14 protein-coding genes are annotated in these 16,642 nt (G+C 28.8%); 12 read left to right on the forward strand and 2 right to left on the reverse strand.

What is annotated here, in order from left to right; genetic code table 11:
• The first annotated feature begins 21 nt into the window (after positions 1-21).
• The 12 genes from coaE (at position 22) to ACRC8M_RS05995 (ending at position 14,077) form a co-directional block, all read left to right on the forward strand.
• Positions 22-618 carry a dephospho-CoA kinase gene (coaE, locus tag ACRC8M_RS05940; protein WP_438528297.1) on the forward strand — a complete coding sequence of 199 codons (597 nt, stop codon included), beginning with the start codon at positions 22-24 and terminating at the stop codon, positions 616-618.
• On the forward strand, positions 615-2,765 hold the full coding sequence (locus ACRC8M_RS05945) for a peptidase U32 family protein (protein ID WP_438528298.1): 2,151 nt from the start codon (positions 615-617) through the stop codon (positions 2,763-2,765). The genes coaE and ACRC8M_RS05945 overlap by 4 nt, the downstream gene beginning before the upstream one ends.
• A complete protein-coding gene (locus ACRC8M_RS05950) occupies positions 2,765-3,262 on the forward strand; it encodes a phosphatidylglycerophosphatase A family protein (RefSeq protein ID WP_438528299.1) in 498 nt (165 codons plus the stop codon). Before ACRC8M_RS05945 ends, ACRC8M_RS05950 begins: the two co-directional genes overlap by 1 nt.
• A 12-nt stretch (positions 3,263-3,274) precedes the next feature.
• Positions 3,275-4,480, forward strand: a complete 1,206-nt coding sequence (locus ACRC8M_RS05955; protein WP_438528300.1) for a CinA family nicotinamide mononucleotide deamidase-related protein — start codon at positions 3,275-3,277, stop codon at positions 4,478-4,480.
• Between the two features lie 3 nt (positions 4,481-4,483).
• Positions 4,484-5,032 carry a helix-turn-helix domain-containing protein gene (locus tag ACRC8M_RS05960; RefSeq protein ID WP_023050838.1) on the forward strand — a complete coding sequence of 183 codons (549 nt, stop codon included), beginning with the start codon at positions 4,484-4,486 and terminating at the stop codon, positions 5,030-5,032.
• 15 nt (positions 5,033-5,047) lie between these two features.
• Positions 5,048-7,564, forward strand: coding sequence for a DegV family protein (locus ACRC8M_RS05965; protein WP_438528301.1), 2,517 nt, complete (start codon positions 5,048-5,050; stop codon positions 7,562-7,564).
• A 150-nt stretch (positions 7,565-7,714) separates the two neighbouring features.
• Positions 7,715-8,704: a UDP-glucose 4-epimerase GalE gene (gene galE / locus ACRC8M_RS05970; RefSeq protein WP_438528302.1), complete on the forward strand. Its 990-nt coding sequence runs from the start codon at positions 7,715-7,717 to the stop codon at positions 8,702-8,704.
• A 49-nt stretch (positions 8,705-8,753) separates the two neighbouring features.
• Entirely contained in the window at positions 8,754-9,461 is a 708-nt protein-coding gene (locus ACRC8M_RS05975; protein ID WP_438528303.1) for a biotin--[acetyl-CoA-carboxylase] ligase, read from the forward strand.
• A gap of 8 nt (positions 9,462-9,469) precedes the next feature.
• Positions 9,470-10,513: a tRNA 2-thiouridine(34) synthase MnmA gene (mnmA, locus tag ACRC8M_RS05980; protein ID WP_438528304.1), complete on the forward strand. Its 1,044-nt coding sequence runs from the start codon at positions 9,470-9,472 to the stop codon at positions 10,511-10,513.
• 12 nt (positions 10,514-10,525) lie between these two features.
• Positions 10,526-11,590 carry a M24 family metallopeptidase gene (locus ACRC8M_RS05985; RefSeq protein ID WP_438528305.1) on the forward strand — a complete coding sequence of 355 codons (1,065 nt, stop codon included), beginning with the start codon at positions 10,526-10,528 and terminating at the stop codon, positions 11,588-11,590.
• Between the two features lie 198 nt (positions 11,591-11,788).
• The gene (locus tag ACRC8M_RS05990) at positions 11,789-13,321 is read left to right on the forward strand and encodes an AbgT family transporter (RefSeq protein WP_438528306.1); all 1,533 of its coding nucleotides are present in this window, start codon (positions 11,789-11,791) and stop codon (positions 13,319-13,321) included.
• 51 nt (positions 13,322-13,372) lie between these two features.
• Positions 13,373-14,077: an alpha/beta hydrolase gene (locus ACRC8M_RS05995; protein WP_438528307.1), complete on the forward strand. Its 705-nt coding sequence runs from the start codon at positions 13,373-13,375 to the stop codon at positions 14,075-14,077.
• 21 nt (positions 14,078-14,098) lie between these two features.
• Here the strand turns inward: ACRC8M_RS05995 and ACRC8M_RS06000 are convergent, their stop codons facing one another.
• Together ACRC8M_RS06000 and ACRC8M_RS06005 are read right to left on the reverse strand one after the other, a co-directional pair.
• Entirely contained in the window at positions 14,099-15,391 is a 1,293-nt protein-coding gene (locus ACRC8M_RS06000) for an NCS2 family permease (protein ID WP_438528308.1), read from the reverse strand.
• 167 nt (positions 15,392-15,558) lie between these two features.
• Positions 15,559-16,638 (reverse strand): SEC-C metal-binding domain-containing protein, encoded by a 1,080-nt coding sequence (locus tag ACRC8M_RS06005; RefSeq protein ID WP_438528309.1) that lies wholly within the window; start codon positions 16,636-16,638, stop codon positions 15,559-15,561.
• Positions 16,639-16,642 lie beyond the last annotated feature (4 nt).

The following is a 16,642-nucleotide window of genomic DNA, read 5'->3' on the forward strand; positions in this document are numbered from 1 at the left end:
TTCTATTTTAAGGAGATGACAATGATATTAGGATTAACTGGTGGTATAGGAAGTGGTAAATCTACAGTTAGTAAAATCTTTTTATCTATGGGAATTAAAGTTTTTGATGCTGATTTAATAGCTAAAGATATTTTAGAAACTGAAGAAGTAAAAGAGGAAATAAAAGAAAAACTTGGAAAAGAGTTTATAAATTTAAAAAGTAATTCTGTAGACAAAGAGTTGTTAAAAAAAGAGATTTTTAATAATTCAAAAAAATTAAAAATACTAAATGGAATAGTTCATCCGAAAGTTGTGGATATATATATAAAAAAATATTTAGAGTTTAAAGATAAAAAAGAGATTGTAATTTTTGATGTTCCATTATTGTTTGAAGTTAATTTAGAGAGATATTGTGATAAGATAATAGTTGTGGATATAGACTTAAAAGTTCAAGTAGAAAGAATTAAAAAAAGAGATAACATTGATGTTGCTCTAATAAATAAAATAATAGCTACTCAGATGTCTAGAGAAGAAAGAAATATGAAAGCAGATATTTTAATTGAAAATAATGGAAGTTTAGAAGATTTAAAACAAAAAATAGAAAAAATAATCAAAGATATAGAAAGAGGAAAAATATGAAAATAGTTGCTCCAGCAGGAAGCATTGAAAGATTTCACGCTGCTATAAAAGCAGGTGCAGATGAGATATACATGGGATTAAAAGGTTTTGGTGCAAGAAGAAATGCTGTAAATTTGACTTTAGAAGAGTATAAAGACGCATTAGATTATGCACACGCAAGGGGAGTAAAAGTATTCTTAACATTAAATACTATAATGATGGATGTTGAGATAGAAGCAATAGCTATAAACTTAAGAGAGCTGTATAAACATGGATTAGATGCAGTTATTGTTCAGGATTTTGGATTAGCAGAGTTTATAAAAACTAATTTTCCTGGGTTAGAGCTACATGGTAGTACTCAGATGACTGTAGCAAATCATATAGAGGCAAATTATTTAAAATCTATTGGTTTTGAAAGAGTTGTTTTGCCTAGAGAGTTAACTTTTGAAGAGATAAAAGAGATAAGAGAGAATAGTGATATTGAGTTAGAGATATTTGTTTCAGGAGCATTATGCATATCTTATTCAGGAAATTGTTATATGAGTAGTTTTATAGGTGGACGTAGTGGAAATAGAGGAATGTGTGCACAACCATGTAGAAAAAAATACACTTCTGATGGAAATGACGAGGGATATACATTGAGTCCAAAAGATCAATTATATGGATATGAAGAGATTCAAAAATTAAAAGAGATTGGAATAGATAGTATTAAATTAGAAGGAAGAATGAAAGAACCTAACTATGTTTTTCAAACGGTAAGTTATTATAAAGAATTAATTAATGGAAATAATGTTGAAGAAAAAAGTTCACAAATATTTAATAGAGGTTATAGTAAGGGATATTTTTATAAAAATAGAAAAGATATAATGAATAAAAGTTTTGCTAGTCATTTAGGAAAAAATCTTGGTGAATTAAATGGAAAAGAACTAAAATTAAAAGAAAGAATAATCTTAGGAGATGGAGTAACTTTTTTATCTGAAGATTACGAAAAAATTGGTGGAACATACATAAATAAAATAGATACAAAATTCGAAAGAAATAAAAGAGAAGCAAAAGCTGGAGAAACTTTTATATTGAGAGATATTCCTGAAGGAACTAAATATATATTTAGAAATTATTCTAAAGAAGTTAGTGATTTAATTGAATCAAAAATGAAAACAACAGATAAAAAACATGTTATAGATATAGAATTTAAAGGTAAAGTAGGAGAGAAGGCTAAAATAACAGTTTCAACATTAAACAATAGATTTGAACTAATAAAAGTATCTTTAGAAAGTGAAAGTATAATAGAACAAGCTAAAAATAAAGGAACAACACAAGATATAATAAGTGAGAAATTGTTAGAGATAGGTGATACAACATTTGTTGGATTTATAAAAAGTATTGAAATGGATGAGAATATATTTTTACCAATTTCTACTTTAAAACAATTAAAAAGAGATGTTGTAAAAATTCTTTTAGAAAAGTTAATATTAAGCTATAGAAAAGAGAGTTGTAGTGAGCTAATAAAGTTACCTAGAATAGAATCTAGCGAAAAAAGAAGTATACTATCAGCAATAGTTTCAACAGATGAGCAAATAAATATTTTGAATTCTTACGGAATAGATAAAATATATTTTAAAGGATATGATGTAGCAAGAGAAGAAAATTTAGATAAAATAGATTTATCAAATAAGATGGCAACTAATTTATATCAGGCTTTAGAAAATAAAAATACACAAATAACATTGGGATGGAATTTAAATATATCAAATCGTTATGCCTTTGATCACTTCTCTAATATAGCGAAAATAGATACAATTATAGTATCTCCTGAAATTAGTTATAGAAGATTGGAAGAGATGGGAGAAACAAAAATAAAAAAAGCTATATTGGCTTATGGAAGACCAAGAGCTATGTACACAGAGTTATCTTTGGGAGATGAAGAAGTAAAGGTTATAGAAAATGAGCAAGGAGATAAGTTTACAATAATAAAAAATAGTATAGGGAATAGTGAAATTTATTTAGAAAAGCCATTAAATATACTTAAAGATAGAAAATATTTAGAAAAAATTGGAGTCTCTGAATTAGTTTTAGAGTTTACAACTGAAACACCTGAAGAGATAAAAGATATTCTAGATGGAAAGGGAATATATAGACCTTATAACTATGAAAAAGGAGTGTTTTAATGAATAGAAAAATAGTTAAAAATTTAGCAACAGTGTTTGGTTTGGGAGAGATGCCTGTAGCTCCAGGAACTTTTGGAACACTAGGAGGAATTCCGATATACATAGGATTGGTACTTTTAAAAAAAATATTTCCTAATAATATGATTTACAATTCTTTCTATTTTATGTTTTTGATGACATTCTTTGCAATTTCTGTCTATGTTTGTGATATAGCAGAAAGAGAGATTTTTAAAGAGAAAGATCCACAAAAAGTTGTTATAGATGAAGTACTAGGATTTTTGACAACACTTTTTTTAATAAATCCAGTGGGTATATTTCAAACTATTATGGCTATAATAATAGGATTTGTAATCTTCAGATTTTTTGATATAACTAAAATAGGTCCAATTTATAAATCGCAGTTTTTTGGAAATGGTGTTGGAGTAGTTTTAGATGATTTTTTAGCTGGAGTTATCGGGAATTTTTTAATGGTTTGTATATGGACAATATTTTTCTAAGAGGTAGATAAAATGAGATGTACTTTAATATTAGTTGGAACAGAACTTTTAAATGGAGCAACTTTAGATACCAATAGTGTATTTATGGCTGAAGAGTTAAATAAAGTTGGAATAAAAATTGATTTTAAATTAACGGTAGGAGATTCATTAGAAAAAATAGAAAAGGCTTTAGTATTTGCTAAACAAACAAGTGATTTAGTTATATTATCTGGAGGATTAGGTGCAACAGATGATGACTTAACTAAAGAGGCAATAAGAAAATTTTTGAATAAAAAATTTACAATAGATGATGATGAATTAAAAGAGTTAAAAGAAAAATTTAAAAAATTAAATATCCAATTTTTAGATAAAAATCATAAAGAGGTTGAAAAGCCAGAAGGAGCAATTTCAATAAAAAATGATGTGGGGATGGCACCAGCATTTTATATAGATGGAATCGCAGCATTTCCAGGAGTACCTAGAGAACTATATAATATGTTTCCTAAATTTTTAAAATTTTATATAGAAAAATTTTGTGTTGATTTAGATCCAATTTATATTAAGGATATAATAGTTTCTGGAATTCCAGAATCAATACTTGAAGAGAAGATTAAGGAGTATTTTATAGATCCTAATATAGAGTATGAATTTTTAGTCAAAGATTATGGTATAATAGTTAGAATGCAAACATCAAATAGACATAAAATCACAGTGGAAAAAATTAAGGAAAAGATATATAATAGTATAGGAAAATATATATTAGGTGAAGATAAAGAAAAAATTGAAGAAAAAATTTTTAATATTTTAAAAAAGAAAAACTATTCATTTTCTGTAGCGGAATCATGTACGGGAGGAATGTTGTCTTCAACGATTGTTACAGTACCAGGAATATCAAAATATTTTCAAGAGGGAATAATAACATATAGTAACGAATCAAAGGTAAGTCGATTAAAAGTAGATAAAAATTTAATAGAAAAATATGGAGCTGTTAGTAAAGAAGTAGCAGAAAAAATGGTGAATGGATTAACAACCGACGTAGGAATTTCTACGACAGGAATTGCAGGTCCTGATGGTGGAACCCAAGAAAAACCTGTAGGATTAGTTTATATTGGAGTTAAAGTTAAAGAGAAAGTGGTAAGTTTTAAGTTCAATTTCACAGGGGATAGGGAAAAGATAAGAAAAAAAGCAGTTCTCCATAGTCTATTTGAACTATATAAAATCTTAGAGGAGGATGAATAAAAAGTGAGTATAGGAGAGAGAATAAAAAAAAGTAGAAATGAAAAATCATTATCATTAAGAGAGTTAGCGACGATGGTTGATTTATCAGCTAGTTTTTTATCACAAATAGAGCAAGGAAAAGCATCTCCTTCAATTGAGAACTTAAAAAAAATAGCAAATTCATTAGATGTAAGAGTTAGTTATCTAATTGAAGATGAAGAGGTAAAGAAAAATTCAGATTTAATTAGGGCAAAAGAAAGAAAATATGTAGAGAGTGTGGATTCAAATACAACCATCTCTTTATTAACATCATCAAATATAGAGAAAAGTATGGAACCAATTTTATATGAAATTGGACCAGGTGGTGAAAGTGGTCGAAGTTACTATACTCATCACGGAGAAGAGTTTATATTTATTCTTGAGGGAAGTTTAGATATATATATAGAAGAAACTGTCCATAGTTTACACGAAGGAGATAGTTTCTATTTTAAATCTAGTCAAAAGCATAGATTTAAAAATAATTCAGATAAAAGAGCGAGAGCTCTTTGGGTGGTAAATCCACCAACATTCTAAAAATGGAGGAAAATAATGAATATAGAAGTAAAGGTATTAAACTCTACTAGGCTAACAAAGTTATTGATAGCTGCAAGTAGATGGTTATCAAAGTATTCAGATGTTTTAAACGATTTAAATGTATATCCAGTACCAGATGGAGACACAGGAACAAACATGTCTATGACATTACAAGCAGTTGAAAATGAATTAATAAAGTTAAATCATGAGCCAGATATGGAAGAATTAGCTGATATAGTTTCAGAAGCAATTCTTTTAGGAGCAAGAGGAAATTCTGGAACGATTTTATCTCAAATTATCCAAGGATTTTTAGAGGGAGTTAGAACTAAAGAGGAAGTTACAGTAGATGATGTAAAGATAGCTTTTAGATTAGCTAAAGAAAAGGCATATAAAGCTGTAAGTGAGCCTGTAGAAGGAACAATGCTAACTGTTATAAGAAGAGTAGCTGAAGAAGCGGAACTATATAATGGTTCATCAGATGACTTTATTCCATTTTTAGTTTACTTAAAAGAGGCAGCAAAAGAAGCTGTAGAAGAAACGCCAAATCAATTACCAAAATTAAAAGAGGCTGGTGTGGTAGATGCTGGAGGACAGGGAATATTCTATATTTTAGAAGGATTTGAAAAGTCAATTACTGATCCAGAAATGCTTCATGATTTGGAGAGAATAGTTCAATCTCAAGCTAAAAGAAAAGATATAATGGAACACTCTGGAAATCATGTATTTGAAGATATAAAATTTAAATATTGTACAGAGTTTGTAATTGAATCTGGAGATTTTGACTTGGATGATTACAAGTCAAAAATAGTAAACTATGGAGATTCAATGGTATGTGCTCAAACATCAAAGAAAACAAAAACTCATGTACATACAAATAATCCAGGATTAATACTGGAAATAGCTGGTAAATTAGGTAATTTATCAAATATAAAAATTGATAATATGGAGATTCAGCATAAGAATATGCTTTTGACAGATGCTGAACAATATAAAATTGATAGAAAAGGTAAAGTTCTAGTTCAAAATGAAAATAGTAAACCTATAGCATATTTTGCTATTGTTGATAATATGGAATTAGGAAATTTATTTTTAGATAATGGAGCTACAGCTGTATTAATAGGAGGACAAACACAAAATCCAAGTGTTGCTGATATAGAAGAGGGAATTAATAAAATAAAAGCTGATAAGATAGTTATTTTACCAAATAATAAAAATATTATATCATCTGCTAAAATGGCAGCAGAAAGATCTTCTAAAGAAGTTACTGTTTTAGAAACTAAAACAATGTTAGAAGGAGAGTATGTTGTAAAAAATAAAGATTTTGGAATGGATGAAATCTTAAAGCAACTTCCATTTAATACCTCTATTGAGATAACTCAGGCAGTTAGAGATACTAAAGTTGATGAATTATCAATATCTCAAGGAGATTATATAGCGTTAATTAATGGAAAAATAAAATTAAGAGCAGCTACATTAGAAGAGATTATTGAAAGTACATATAAAGAGTGTGTAAATAGTGAAACATTAAATATATTTGCATGTATTGGAAAAGGTTCTACTGAGGAAGCAAATAAAATTCTTAAAGGAATAAAATCTACAATTAAATATTCAGATTTAGTAATAGGACAAGAAAATTATCCATATTATATATATATAACAAATAGAAACCCTGAGTTGCCTGAAATTGCCATTGTAACAGATTCTACGTCTGATTTAACACCAGACATGATAAAAGGCTTAGATGTGGATATAATCCCGTTAAAAATAAAATTAGCAGGAGATACATATTATAGAGATGGTGTAGATATTTCTAAAGGAGAGTTTTGGAAGCAATTATTAAAAGAAAATATAGTTCCTAAAACATCTCAACCATCACCAGCTGAGTTTAAAGAACTTTATGAAAAGTTACTTGAAAAAGGTTATAAAAAAATTATTTCGATTCATATTTCAAGTAAATTAAGTGGAACTCAACAAGCTGCTAGAGTAGCGAGAGGAATGCTTAATAAAGAGGATGATATTGCTATAGTAGATTCTAAAGCCGTAACATTTGCTTTAGCACATATAGTTTTAGAAGCAGCAAAAATGGTAAAAGAAGGAAAGTCATTTGATGAGATAATCGAATGGATTGACGAAACAAAAAGTAAAATGAAAGTTTATTTTGTTGTAAAAGAACTTTCGTATTTAGAAAAAGGTGGAAGAATAGGAAGAGCATCATCAGTTATTGGTGGATTCTTAAAAATTAAACCAGTTTTAAAATTAGAGAATGGAGAAGTATGTATAGAAGCGAAAGCTCTTGGAGAAAGAGGAGCTTTATCATATATGGAAAAACTAATTAAAAACGAAAAAAATTCAATAATAATGTATACTGGTTGGGGTGGAACTCGTAGTGAATTAGAAGCTGCAGACCAACTGAGAAGTATTGCAGAAAAAACAAAAAAATTAGATTATAGAGGTAGAATGGAAATAGGAGCAACTATAGCTTCACATACAGGACCTGTATATGGAATGGGAATTTTAAATAAAATAAGATAGTAAAAAATAGCTAGATTTATAATCTAGCTATTTTTACAAATGTAATCTTTTTTAAATAAATTAAATAAGATACAGCATAAAGGGTTTTAAAAGGATTGACTGGACATTAAAAAGCAAATATAATAAAGAAAAAACCATAGGAGGATAAAGATGGCAATATTAGTTTGTGGTGGAGCTGGCTACGTTGGAAGTCATGCAGTAAAAGCTTTATTAGAAGCAAAAAGAGAGGTAATTGTTTTAGATAATATGCAAACAGGGCATGTGGAAGCTATTCCAGAAAATATAAAATTAGCTTTAGGAGATTTGAGAGATTTAGAGTTTTTAAAAAGAGTTTTTAAAGATAATAAAATAGAGGGTGTTATACACTTTGCAGCTGATTCTCTAGTGGGAGAAAGTATGACAAATCCAGCTAAATATTTTGAAAATAATGTAGTTGGATCGATGAATTTACTAAATACAATGAAAGAATACAATGTAAAGAATATTGTATTTTCATCGACAGCAGCAACATATGGGGAACCTAAAAATATACCTATTTTAGAAACAGATGAAACTTTGCCAACAAATCCTTATGGTGAGAGTAAATTAATGGTTGAAAAATTATTAAAGTGGTATGACTATGCATATGGAATAAAATATACAGCTCTTAGATATTTTAATGTAGCGGGAGCTTATCCAACAGGAGAAATTGGAGAAGATCATAGCCCAGAAACTCATCTTATTCCAATAATATTACAAGTGGCATTAGGAAAGAGAGAAAAAATAGGTATATATGGAGATGATTATCCAACTGAGGATGGAACATGTATAAGAGATTACGTTCATGTAATGGATTTAGTAGATGCACACATCTTAGCTTTAGATAGATTAAAAAATGGTGGAGAAAGTACAGTTTATAATTTAGGTAATGGAGAGGGATTCTCAGTTAAGCAAGTTATAGATGTAGCAAGAAAAGTAACAAAGCATCCAATACCAGCAGAGGTATCTCCAAGAAGAGCAGGAGATCCAGCAAAATTAGTTGCTAGCTCAGAAAAAGCAATGAACGAGTTAAAATGGAAACCTAAGTACGCATCGTTAGATTCAATAATAGAAACAGCTTGGAAGTGGCATAAAGAAAATCCTGAGGGATATAACGACTAAAAAAAATTAGGCAGAATTCTGCCTAATTTTTTCTTTATAAGGAGAAATAATGAGAATATATAGATTTGATGAGATAGATTCAACAAATAAGTTTTTAAGAGAAAAAGCTGATGTAGGAGAAGGAGATTTAGCAATAGCAAAAGTTCAAACATTGGGAAGAGGAAGGAGAGGGAACAAATGGGTTTCTACTGAAGGAGCTGCATTGTTTTCATTTGTGTTAAAACATGATATAGAAATACCAGAAGAGGAGTATATGAAACTACCTCTTTTGATAGGGTACTCTCTTTTATACTCATTAAAAAAAATAGAGAATTTAGATTATAAGTTTAAATGGACGAATGATTTATATTTGGATGAAAAAAAAATAAGTGGAATTTTAGTAGAAAAAATAAGAGATAACTATATTATTGGAATAGGTTTAAATGTAAATAATCTAAATTTAGAGGAAGCTAAAAATATTGCAATATCTCTGAGAGAAAAAACAGGTAAAACATATGATTTAGAGAAAGTTATAGTAACTGTTGTTGAAGATTTTTATAATAATTTTCAAGAGTTTAAAAAAGGAAAATGGAAAGAGATACTAGAGAAAATTAATAAAGTTAATTATCTGTATGGTAAAAGAATAAATATCGTTACATTTGATAAAGAGGAAAGTGGGATAGCTGGAGATATTTTAGAGGATGGAATGTTAGAGGTATTTGTAGGAAATGAAATAAAAAAATATAATATTGGATCAATTCACATATCAAAAAAATAGAGGAAAATATGAATAAGAAAAGAATAGTTTTAGGACTGAGTGGTGGAGTAGATTCATCAACTTCAGCATATATGTTAAAAGAGGATGGATTTGAAGTAATTGGAGTTACTTTAGTAGTTAGTAAAGAGCAGAGAGAATCACAAGATTTGAAAGATGCAATATCTCTTGGAAAAGAGTTAAATATAGAGCATATAGTTTTGGATATTGTAGATGAATTTAATGAAAAAATTGTTAAGTATTTTATAGACGAGTATTCAAAAGGAATGACACCATCACCTTGTGTAGTTTGTGATGAGATAATAAAAATAAAAAAATTAATAGAGATTGCTAATTTGAAAGAAGCGTATTATATAGCAACTGGTCACTACTGCGAGATAAGTAAAGAAAATAGATTTAAAAGAAATCTATTTAAAAAACCAAAGGACGTAAGAAAAGATCAGGGATATATGCTATATAGAATAGAGCCTGAAATAATAGAGAGAATGATATTTCCTCTAGCTAAATATGAAAAAACTATTGTTAGGGAAAAGGCTAAAAAATATGGAGTAAAAGTTTTTGATAAAAAGGATAGTCAAGGCATATGTTTTGCTAAAGAGGGATATTTAGAATTTTTAAAAAAAATGTTGGGTGATAAGATTAAACCTGGAAACTATTTAGATAAAACTGGTAAAATTTTAGGTCAACACCAAGGATATCAACTATATACAATTGGTCAAAGAAGAGGACTGGGAGTCCTATTTTCTAAAATATATTTTATTGTTGATATTTTACCAGAAACAAATGAAATAATTTTAGGCGATTACTCAGAGCTGTATAAAAAAATAGTGGAGCTAGAAAACTTTAAGGCACATATTTCTTTTGATGAATTAGAAGCAATGAGAGTTTTAGCAAAACCAAGGTTTTCAAGCCAAGGTTTTTATGGTAAAGTAATTAAAGAAAACGAAAAAATATATTTTGAATATGAAGATGAAAATCCACAAAATGCAAAAGGCCAGCATTTAGTAATATATAGCGATGACTTAGTAATAGGTGGAGGAAAAATAATATTTTAAGGGGGTAATTTGATGAATTTAAAAAAGTTAATGAAGGAAAAAAATGTTGATGCAATTTTAATTACTAATCTGCTTAATGTAAGATATTTTACAGGATTTACAGGAACAACAGGAGTAGCATTGATAGTAGGAGAAAAGAGATTTTTTATAACTGATTTTAGATATGTAGCTCAGGGGAAAGAACAAGTGGAAAAAAATGGTTATGAATTAATTTGTGAAAATATATCTACATTAAAAAAAATTGGAGAGATATTAAAAGAATTCAAAGTTGAGAAGTTAGGTATTGAAAATCAAAATGTGACGTTAGACCAATTTAAACTTTTTGAGAGTAACTTCCCAAGTTTAGAATATGTATATTTAGATGATAATTTTATAAAGATAAGAGAAATAAAGTCAGAAAAAGAGATAGAAATAATAAAAAAATCTGTAGAGATTGCAGAAAAAGCTTTAGAGTTAACAATTCCTAAAATTAAAATTGGAGTAAAAGAGAGTGAGATTGCAGCAGAACTAGAATATCAAATGAGAAAATTAGGAGCTTCAAAGCCATCGTTTGACCTTATTGTTGTATCTAATGAAAGATCAGCTTTACCTCATGGTGTAGCTAGTGATAAAAAAATAGAGGAAGGTTTTTTGACAATAGATTATGGATGTTTTTATAAAGGATATGCTTCAGATATAACAAGAACATTTTACGTAGGGAATAATCCGTCAGAAAAACATTTAGAGATATATGAGATTGTAAAACAAGCAAACGAAAAAGCAATAAAAGAGGTTAGAGCAGGAATTTCAGTCCATGAATTAGATGCAATAGCTAGAGATTTTATTAAAGAAAAAGGATACGGAGAATACTTTGGTCATGGATTAGGACATGGTATCGGACTTCAAATTCATGAGTATCCAGGAGTTTCTTTTAAGGCAGAGAATAAAATATTAAAAGAGGGAATGATAATAACAATTGAGCCTGGAATTTATCTTCCAAATTTTGGTGGAGTAAGAATCGAAGATGATGTTTTAGTAAAAAAAGATTCTTATGAAATTTTAACATCATTGGATAAGTCATTTAAAAAAATTAAATAATATATTAAATAATATAAAAAAACAAAAAAACGTTCGTAAAAAGTACTAACTGCAGAACAATATATATTTTTTTTATAAAAAATATATAAAATTAATCTTGTTAATTTTGTATAAAATATGGTATCCTTTATCTATAGTAGAAAGTTTATTAATCATTTTGTTATAAAATGAAAATAAATTATCAATATGGAGGGGAAAATGGAAGCTGAATTAAAAAAGAACGAACTTAAGAACAAGAGTTTTATTGACAAATTCTTGAACATAATTGAAAAGGGAGGAAATGCCCTACCACATCCAGCAACACTTTTTGCAATATTAGCAGTAGTAGTTGTTATAATATCTGGAATAGGTGGAGCTTTAGGTTGGTCTGTTGATTTCGTTGGAATTAATAGTAAGACAATGAAAACAGAAGAGATGATTATATCGACAAAATCTCTGATGACTAAAGAAGGAGTAAATTATATATTTACATCTATGGTTAAAAACTTTACTGGGTTTGCACCTTTAGGAACAGTATTAGTTGCAATAATAGGAATAGGAATTGCTGAAAGATCTGGGTTAATGGCAGCGATATTAAAAAAAGTTGCATTATCAACACCAAAAAAATTAGTAACAGTGATGGTTATTTTCTTAGGAATCATGTCAAACGTGGCATCTGATGCAGGATATGTTGTACTACCACCGTTAGCAGCTCTAATTTTCTTATCGTTTGGTAGACATCCAATAGCAGGATTAGCAGCAGCATTTGCTGGAGTTTCTGGAGGATTTTCAGCTAACTTATTAATAGGAACAATAGATCCACTTTTAGGTGGAATTTCAACAGAGGCTGCTAGAATACTTGATCCAACATATGAGGTATTGCCAACAGCAAACTGGTATTTCATGATGGCATCAACATTTTTAATAGCTTTTTTAGGAACTTTAATTAATGATAAAATAGTAGAGCCAAGATTAGGAAAATATACTGGTGATGAAGCTATTGATTTCCAAGAGGTTAGTACAGAAGAGAAAAAAGGTTTAAGAGCAGCAGGGATAGCAACAATAATCATGTTAGTTTTATTAGTACCAATTTACTTTGCATTAGGTAAAAACTTCTTAGGAAGCGGATTAGTACCAATAATCGTGATATTCTTCGCACTTCCAGGATTAGCTTATGGAAAATCTGTAGGGACAATAAAGAGTGATTCAGATGTAATGGGAATGTTAACTAAGTCAATGCAAGGAATGTCAGGATATATAGTTCTAGTATTCTTCGCATCTCAGTTTATAGCATACTTTGGATATACAAATTTAGGAACTATTTTAGCTGTAAAGGGAGCGGATTTCTTAGAAACAGCTGGAATTGGTGGAATTCCATTAGTAATAGGATTTATATTAATAGTAGGATTCCTAAATCTGTTTATGGGATCAGCTTCAGCTAAATGGGCTATATTAGCACCAGTATTTATCCCAATGTTAATGAGAATAGGATATTCACCAGAATTTACACAACTAGCTTATAGAATAGGAGATTCAAGTACAAATATAATCTCTCCTTTAATGTCATATTTTGCAATGATAATTGTATTTATGCAAAAATATGATAAGAAAGCTTCTTTAGGAACATTGATATCAGTAATGCTTCCTTATTCAATAACATTCTTAATTGGATGGTCGATTTTCTTAGCTGCTTGGATGTTAAGTGGATTACCAATTGGACCAGAGGTACAGATGTTATTAAAAGGACTGTAATATATTAAGGCTTGATTAATTTCAAGCCTTTTATTATTTATAGAGGTGAAAATGAAAAAAAATATAATTTTGATACATGGAGCGGGAGTAGGTGGATGGGTTTTTAGAGATATAGAAAAAATATTAAAACTTTATGGTAGTAATGTTTACTGTCCAAATCTATCGGGAATAGGAGATAGAAAAAAAATATTAGAAAATAAAATTAATTTGACTACTTACGCAAAAGAGATAGAGCATTTAATATTAGAAAATAATTTAGATAATGTCTATTTAATAGGGCATTCTTTTGGAGGAGCAGTGGTATCAGCAGTGGTAGAACTAATTCCTGAAAGAATAAGATATCAAGTATATATTGATAGTTTTTTTCTAGAAGATGATGAAAGTATTTTAACTTTATTTGGAGAAAAAAGAGAGAGTGAGTTACATGAAATATGTCAGGATGAAGGAGAAGGAAAATATTTGCCTAAAAGATTATTTGGAAAAGAGCATCCATTAATAAAAGATATGCCTTTTACTCCATATAAAGAAAAAGTTAAATTTAAGGGAAGTGGAAAAAAAATTCCAGGAGCCTATATAGATTGTTTAGATAGTACTGGGTTTGAGCACTTAGAAAAACCTAAAAAGATTATGAGGAAAAGAGTGGAAAAAAGAAAGTGGAAGTATATAACATTGGATTCTGACCATGTTCCAATGACAAAATCTCCAGCTAGAGAAAGATTAATTGAAATATTGATCGAATTAATAAAAGACAGCTAAAAAAATAGCTGTCTTTTACTTTTATACAATTAGACTTAGAACTGACAAAGTTCCAATAAAGATAAGGGTAGGGTTTAATTTTTTGAAATCCCCAGTTCCAGCATGGATAATTATATAAGATATGAAACCAAATGCTAGTCCTGTACTGATGCTATATGTTAAAGGCATCATTAGTATCGTAACAAAAGATGGGAAAAGAGTTTTATAGTCTTTCCAATCTAGTTCGTAAATATTTTTAAACATATAAACTCCAACGATAATAAGAGCTGGCGATGTTGCAAATGATGGAACAATAGAAACTAAAGGTGTAAAGAATAATGCAACTATAAAGAAAAGAGAAGTTACAACTGAAGCTAATCCAGTTCTAGCACCAGCAGCAATTCCAGCAGCAGTTTCTGAAAGAGTAGTAACAGTACTTGTTCCAAGAACTGCACCAATTATAGTAGAGGTAACATCAGCATATAACATTTTTCCAAGATCTTTAACTTTTCCATTTTTGTCAGCAAGTCCAATCTCTTTAGAACATGCGATTAGAGTTCCAAGAGAATCAAAAAGGTCAACAAACATAAAAGAAAATGCAGGACCTAACAAAGATAATTTTAGAGCACCTAAAATATCTAATTTAAAAGCTATTGGTGCAATACTAGGTGGCATAGATACAATAGAGCTAGGCATTACAGTATCACCAGTAAATAAACCGATAACAGTAGATGAGATTATACCTATTAGTATTCCACCTTTAACTTTCTTTATTTCTAATATAATTGCAATAAATAAACCAATAACTCCAATTAAAATTTGTGAGTTGAATCTTGCCAAACCAATAATTGTTGCTGGATTAGAAGAAACAATTCCTAAAGTTTTTAGACCAATAAAAGCGATAAAAAGACCAATTCCTCCAGTAACAGATATTTTTAAACAAAGTGGAATAGCGTTTGCAATTTTTTCTCTAATTCCTCCAATTGATAAAAAAAAGAAAAATACTCCAGAAAGAAAAACAATACCTAATGCTGTTTCCCAAGGAATATCTCTTCCAATAACAAGAGAGTAAGTGAAAAATGCATTTAATCCCATACCAGGAGCTAAAGCAAAAGGTGCATTAGCTAAAAGAGCAGATATAAGAGTTCCAATAGCTGCTGAAATAATAGTAACGGTAATAAGGGCTCCTTTATCCATTCCAGATTCACTAAGAATTGCGGGATTGATAAAAATAATATAAGCCATGGTTAGAAAAGTAGTTGTTCCTCCAATAATTTCATGTTTGATACTACTATGCCTTTCTTTGATCTTAAAAAAATTGTTTAAAAAATTCATACAAAACTCCTTTATTTTTCTATATATTATACATAAAAAATACATTAAAATGAAGAAAAAAATAAATTCTTGACAAAATCGCACAAATACTATACTATTAAGGTATAGAAATTAACTAAAACCAAATATAATTGAATAAAAAAATAGGAGCCAAGCTCCTATTTTTTTTATTTTCCGCAACATTTTTTATATTTTTTTCCTGATCCACATGGACAATTTTCATTTCTACCAACTTTATTAACCACTCTTGGTGGTTGATTTTCACCAAAAACTTCAATATATGAATGTCCTTTTAGAGTCCAAAGAGGTAAAGATTTAGAAATTTTAGTTATAAGAGCTACAAAGATAGATTCAGAATTAGAATTGTCAAATTCAATTCTTGTTTTGCAATCAGAAACAATCTCTTCTATAGCCATATTATTTTTTAATCTATCAATTATTGTTGTAATTTCAAATCCAATTTGAGCTCCTTGCATTTTATGAGACATCAGAAGAGCTATTAAATCAGCAACCTCTTGAGTTTTTTCAATGAAGAAGTAATTCCAATAGTTTTTGTATTCATCATTTGTTAATATTTTATACTCTAAACCATCGTATTTAATTGTTTCATGCAGAATATCAACAGGTTCAGAAACAGAATCAGCTACCAAATAGATAGTTTTGCTTCCAGAATCTTCCAATTTTGATATAAATACATTTAAAATCCATCTAGAATCAATAAAGGCATGAATTTTTTCTAAAGTAAAATCTTTAAATGTAGGAAGTAAAAGTTCTAATAACTTATGCTCATCAATAACACCATAGAATCTAATCATTCCTAAAATTAGCATCTCAAGCTCTTGGTAAGAGTCAATTAAGACCTTGTTCTCTTCTTTTTGAGAAATAGAGTTTATAGTTTCGATAAACCATGTTGAGATAATATAGTGGTTATTATCTTTCTCTTTTATAATATTTTTAGATATAAATCCAAAACTTTGTAGTGGTAGTAAAAACTCTTCGTACTCAAAGAAGTCTTGTTCACTAACTTGGTTTTTCTCAAAACTAAATTGAGAGATTAAAGATATAGTATCCTTAGAAAAAATCTCTAAAAAAGCTGAAGTATTATTTTCATAAGCTTCTGTAACCTTTTCTATAATTTTTCCTTTTACAGTACTTTTAGCAATTTTTATATTAAATTTAGCTAAGATTTTAAAAAGATCATCTTTAAGTAAATTATTTAAAGATTCAATTAAAAATTTGTCTTCCACAGTG

Source organism: Cetobacterium sp., assembly GCF_051653945.1.
Taxonomy (GTDB): domain Bacteria; phylum Fusobacteriota; class Fusobacteriia; order Fusobacteriales; family Fusobacteriaceae; genus Cetobacterium_A.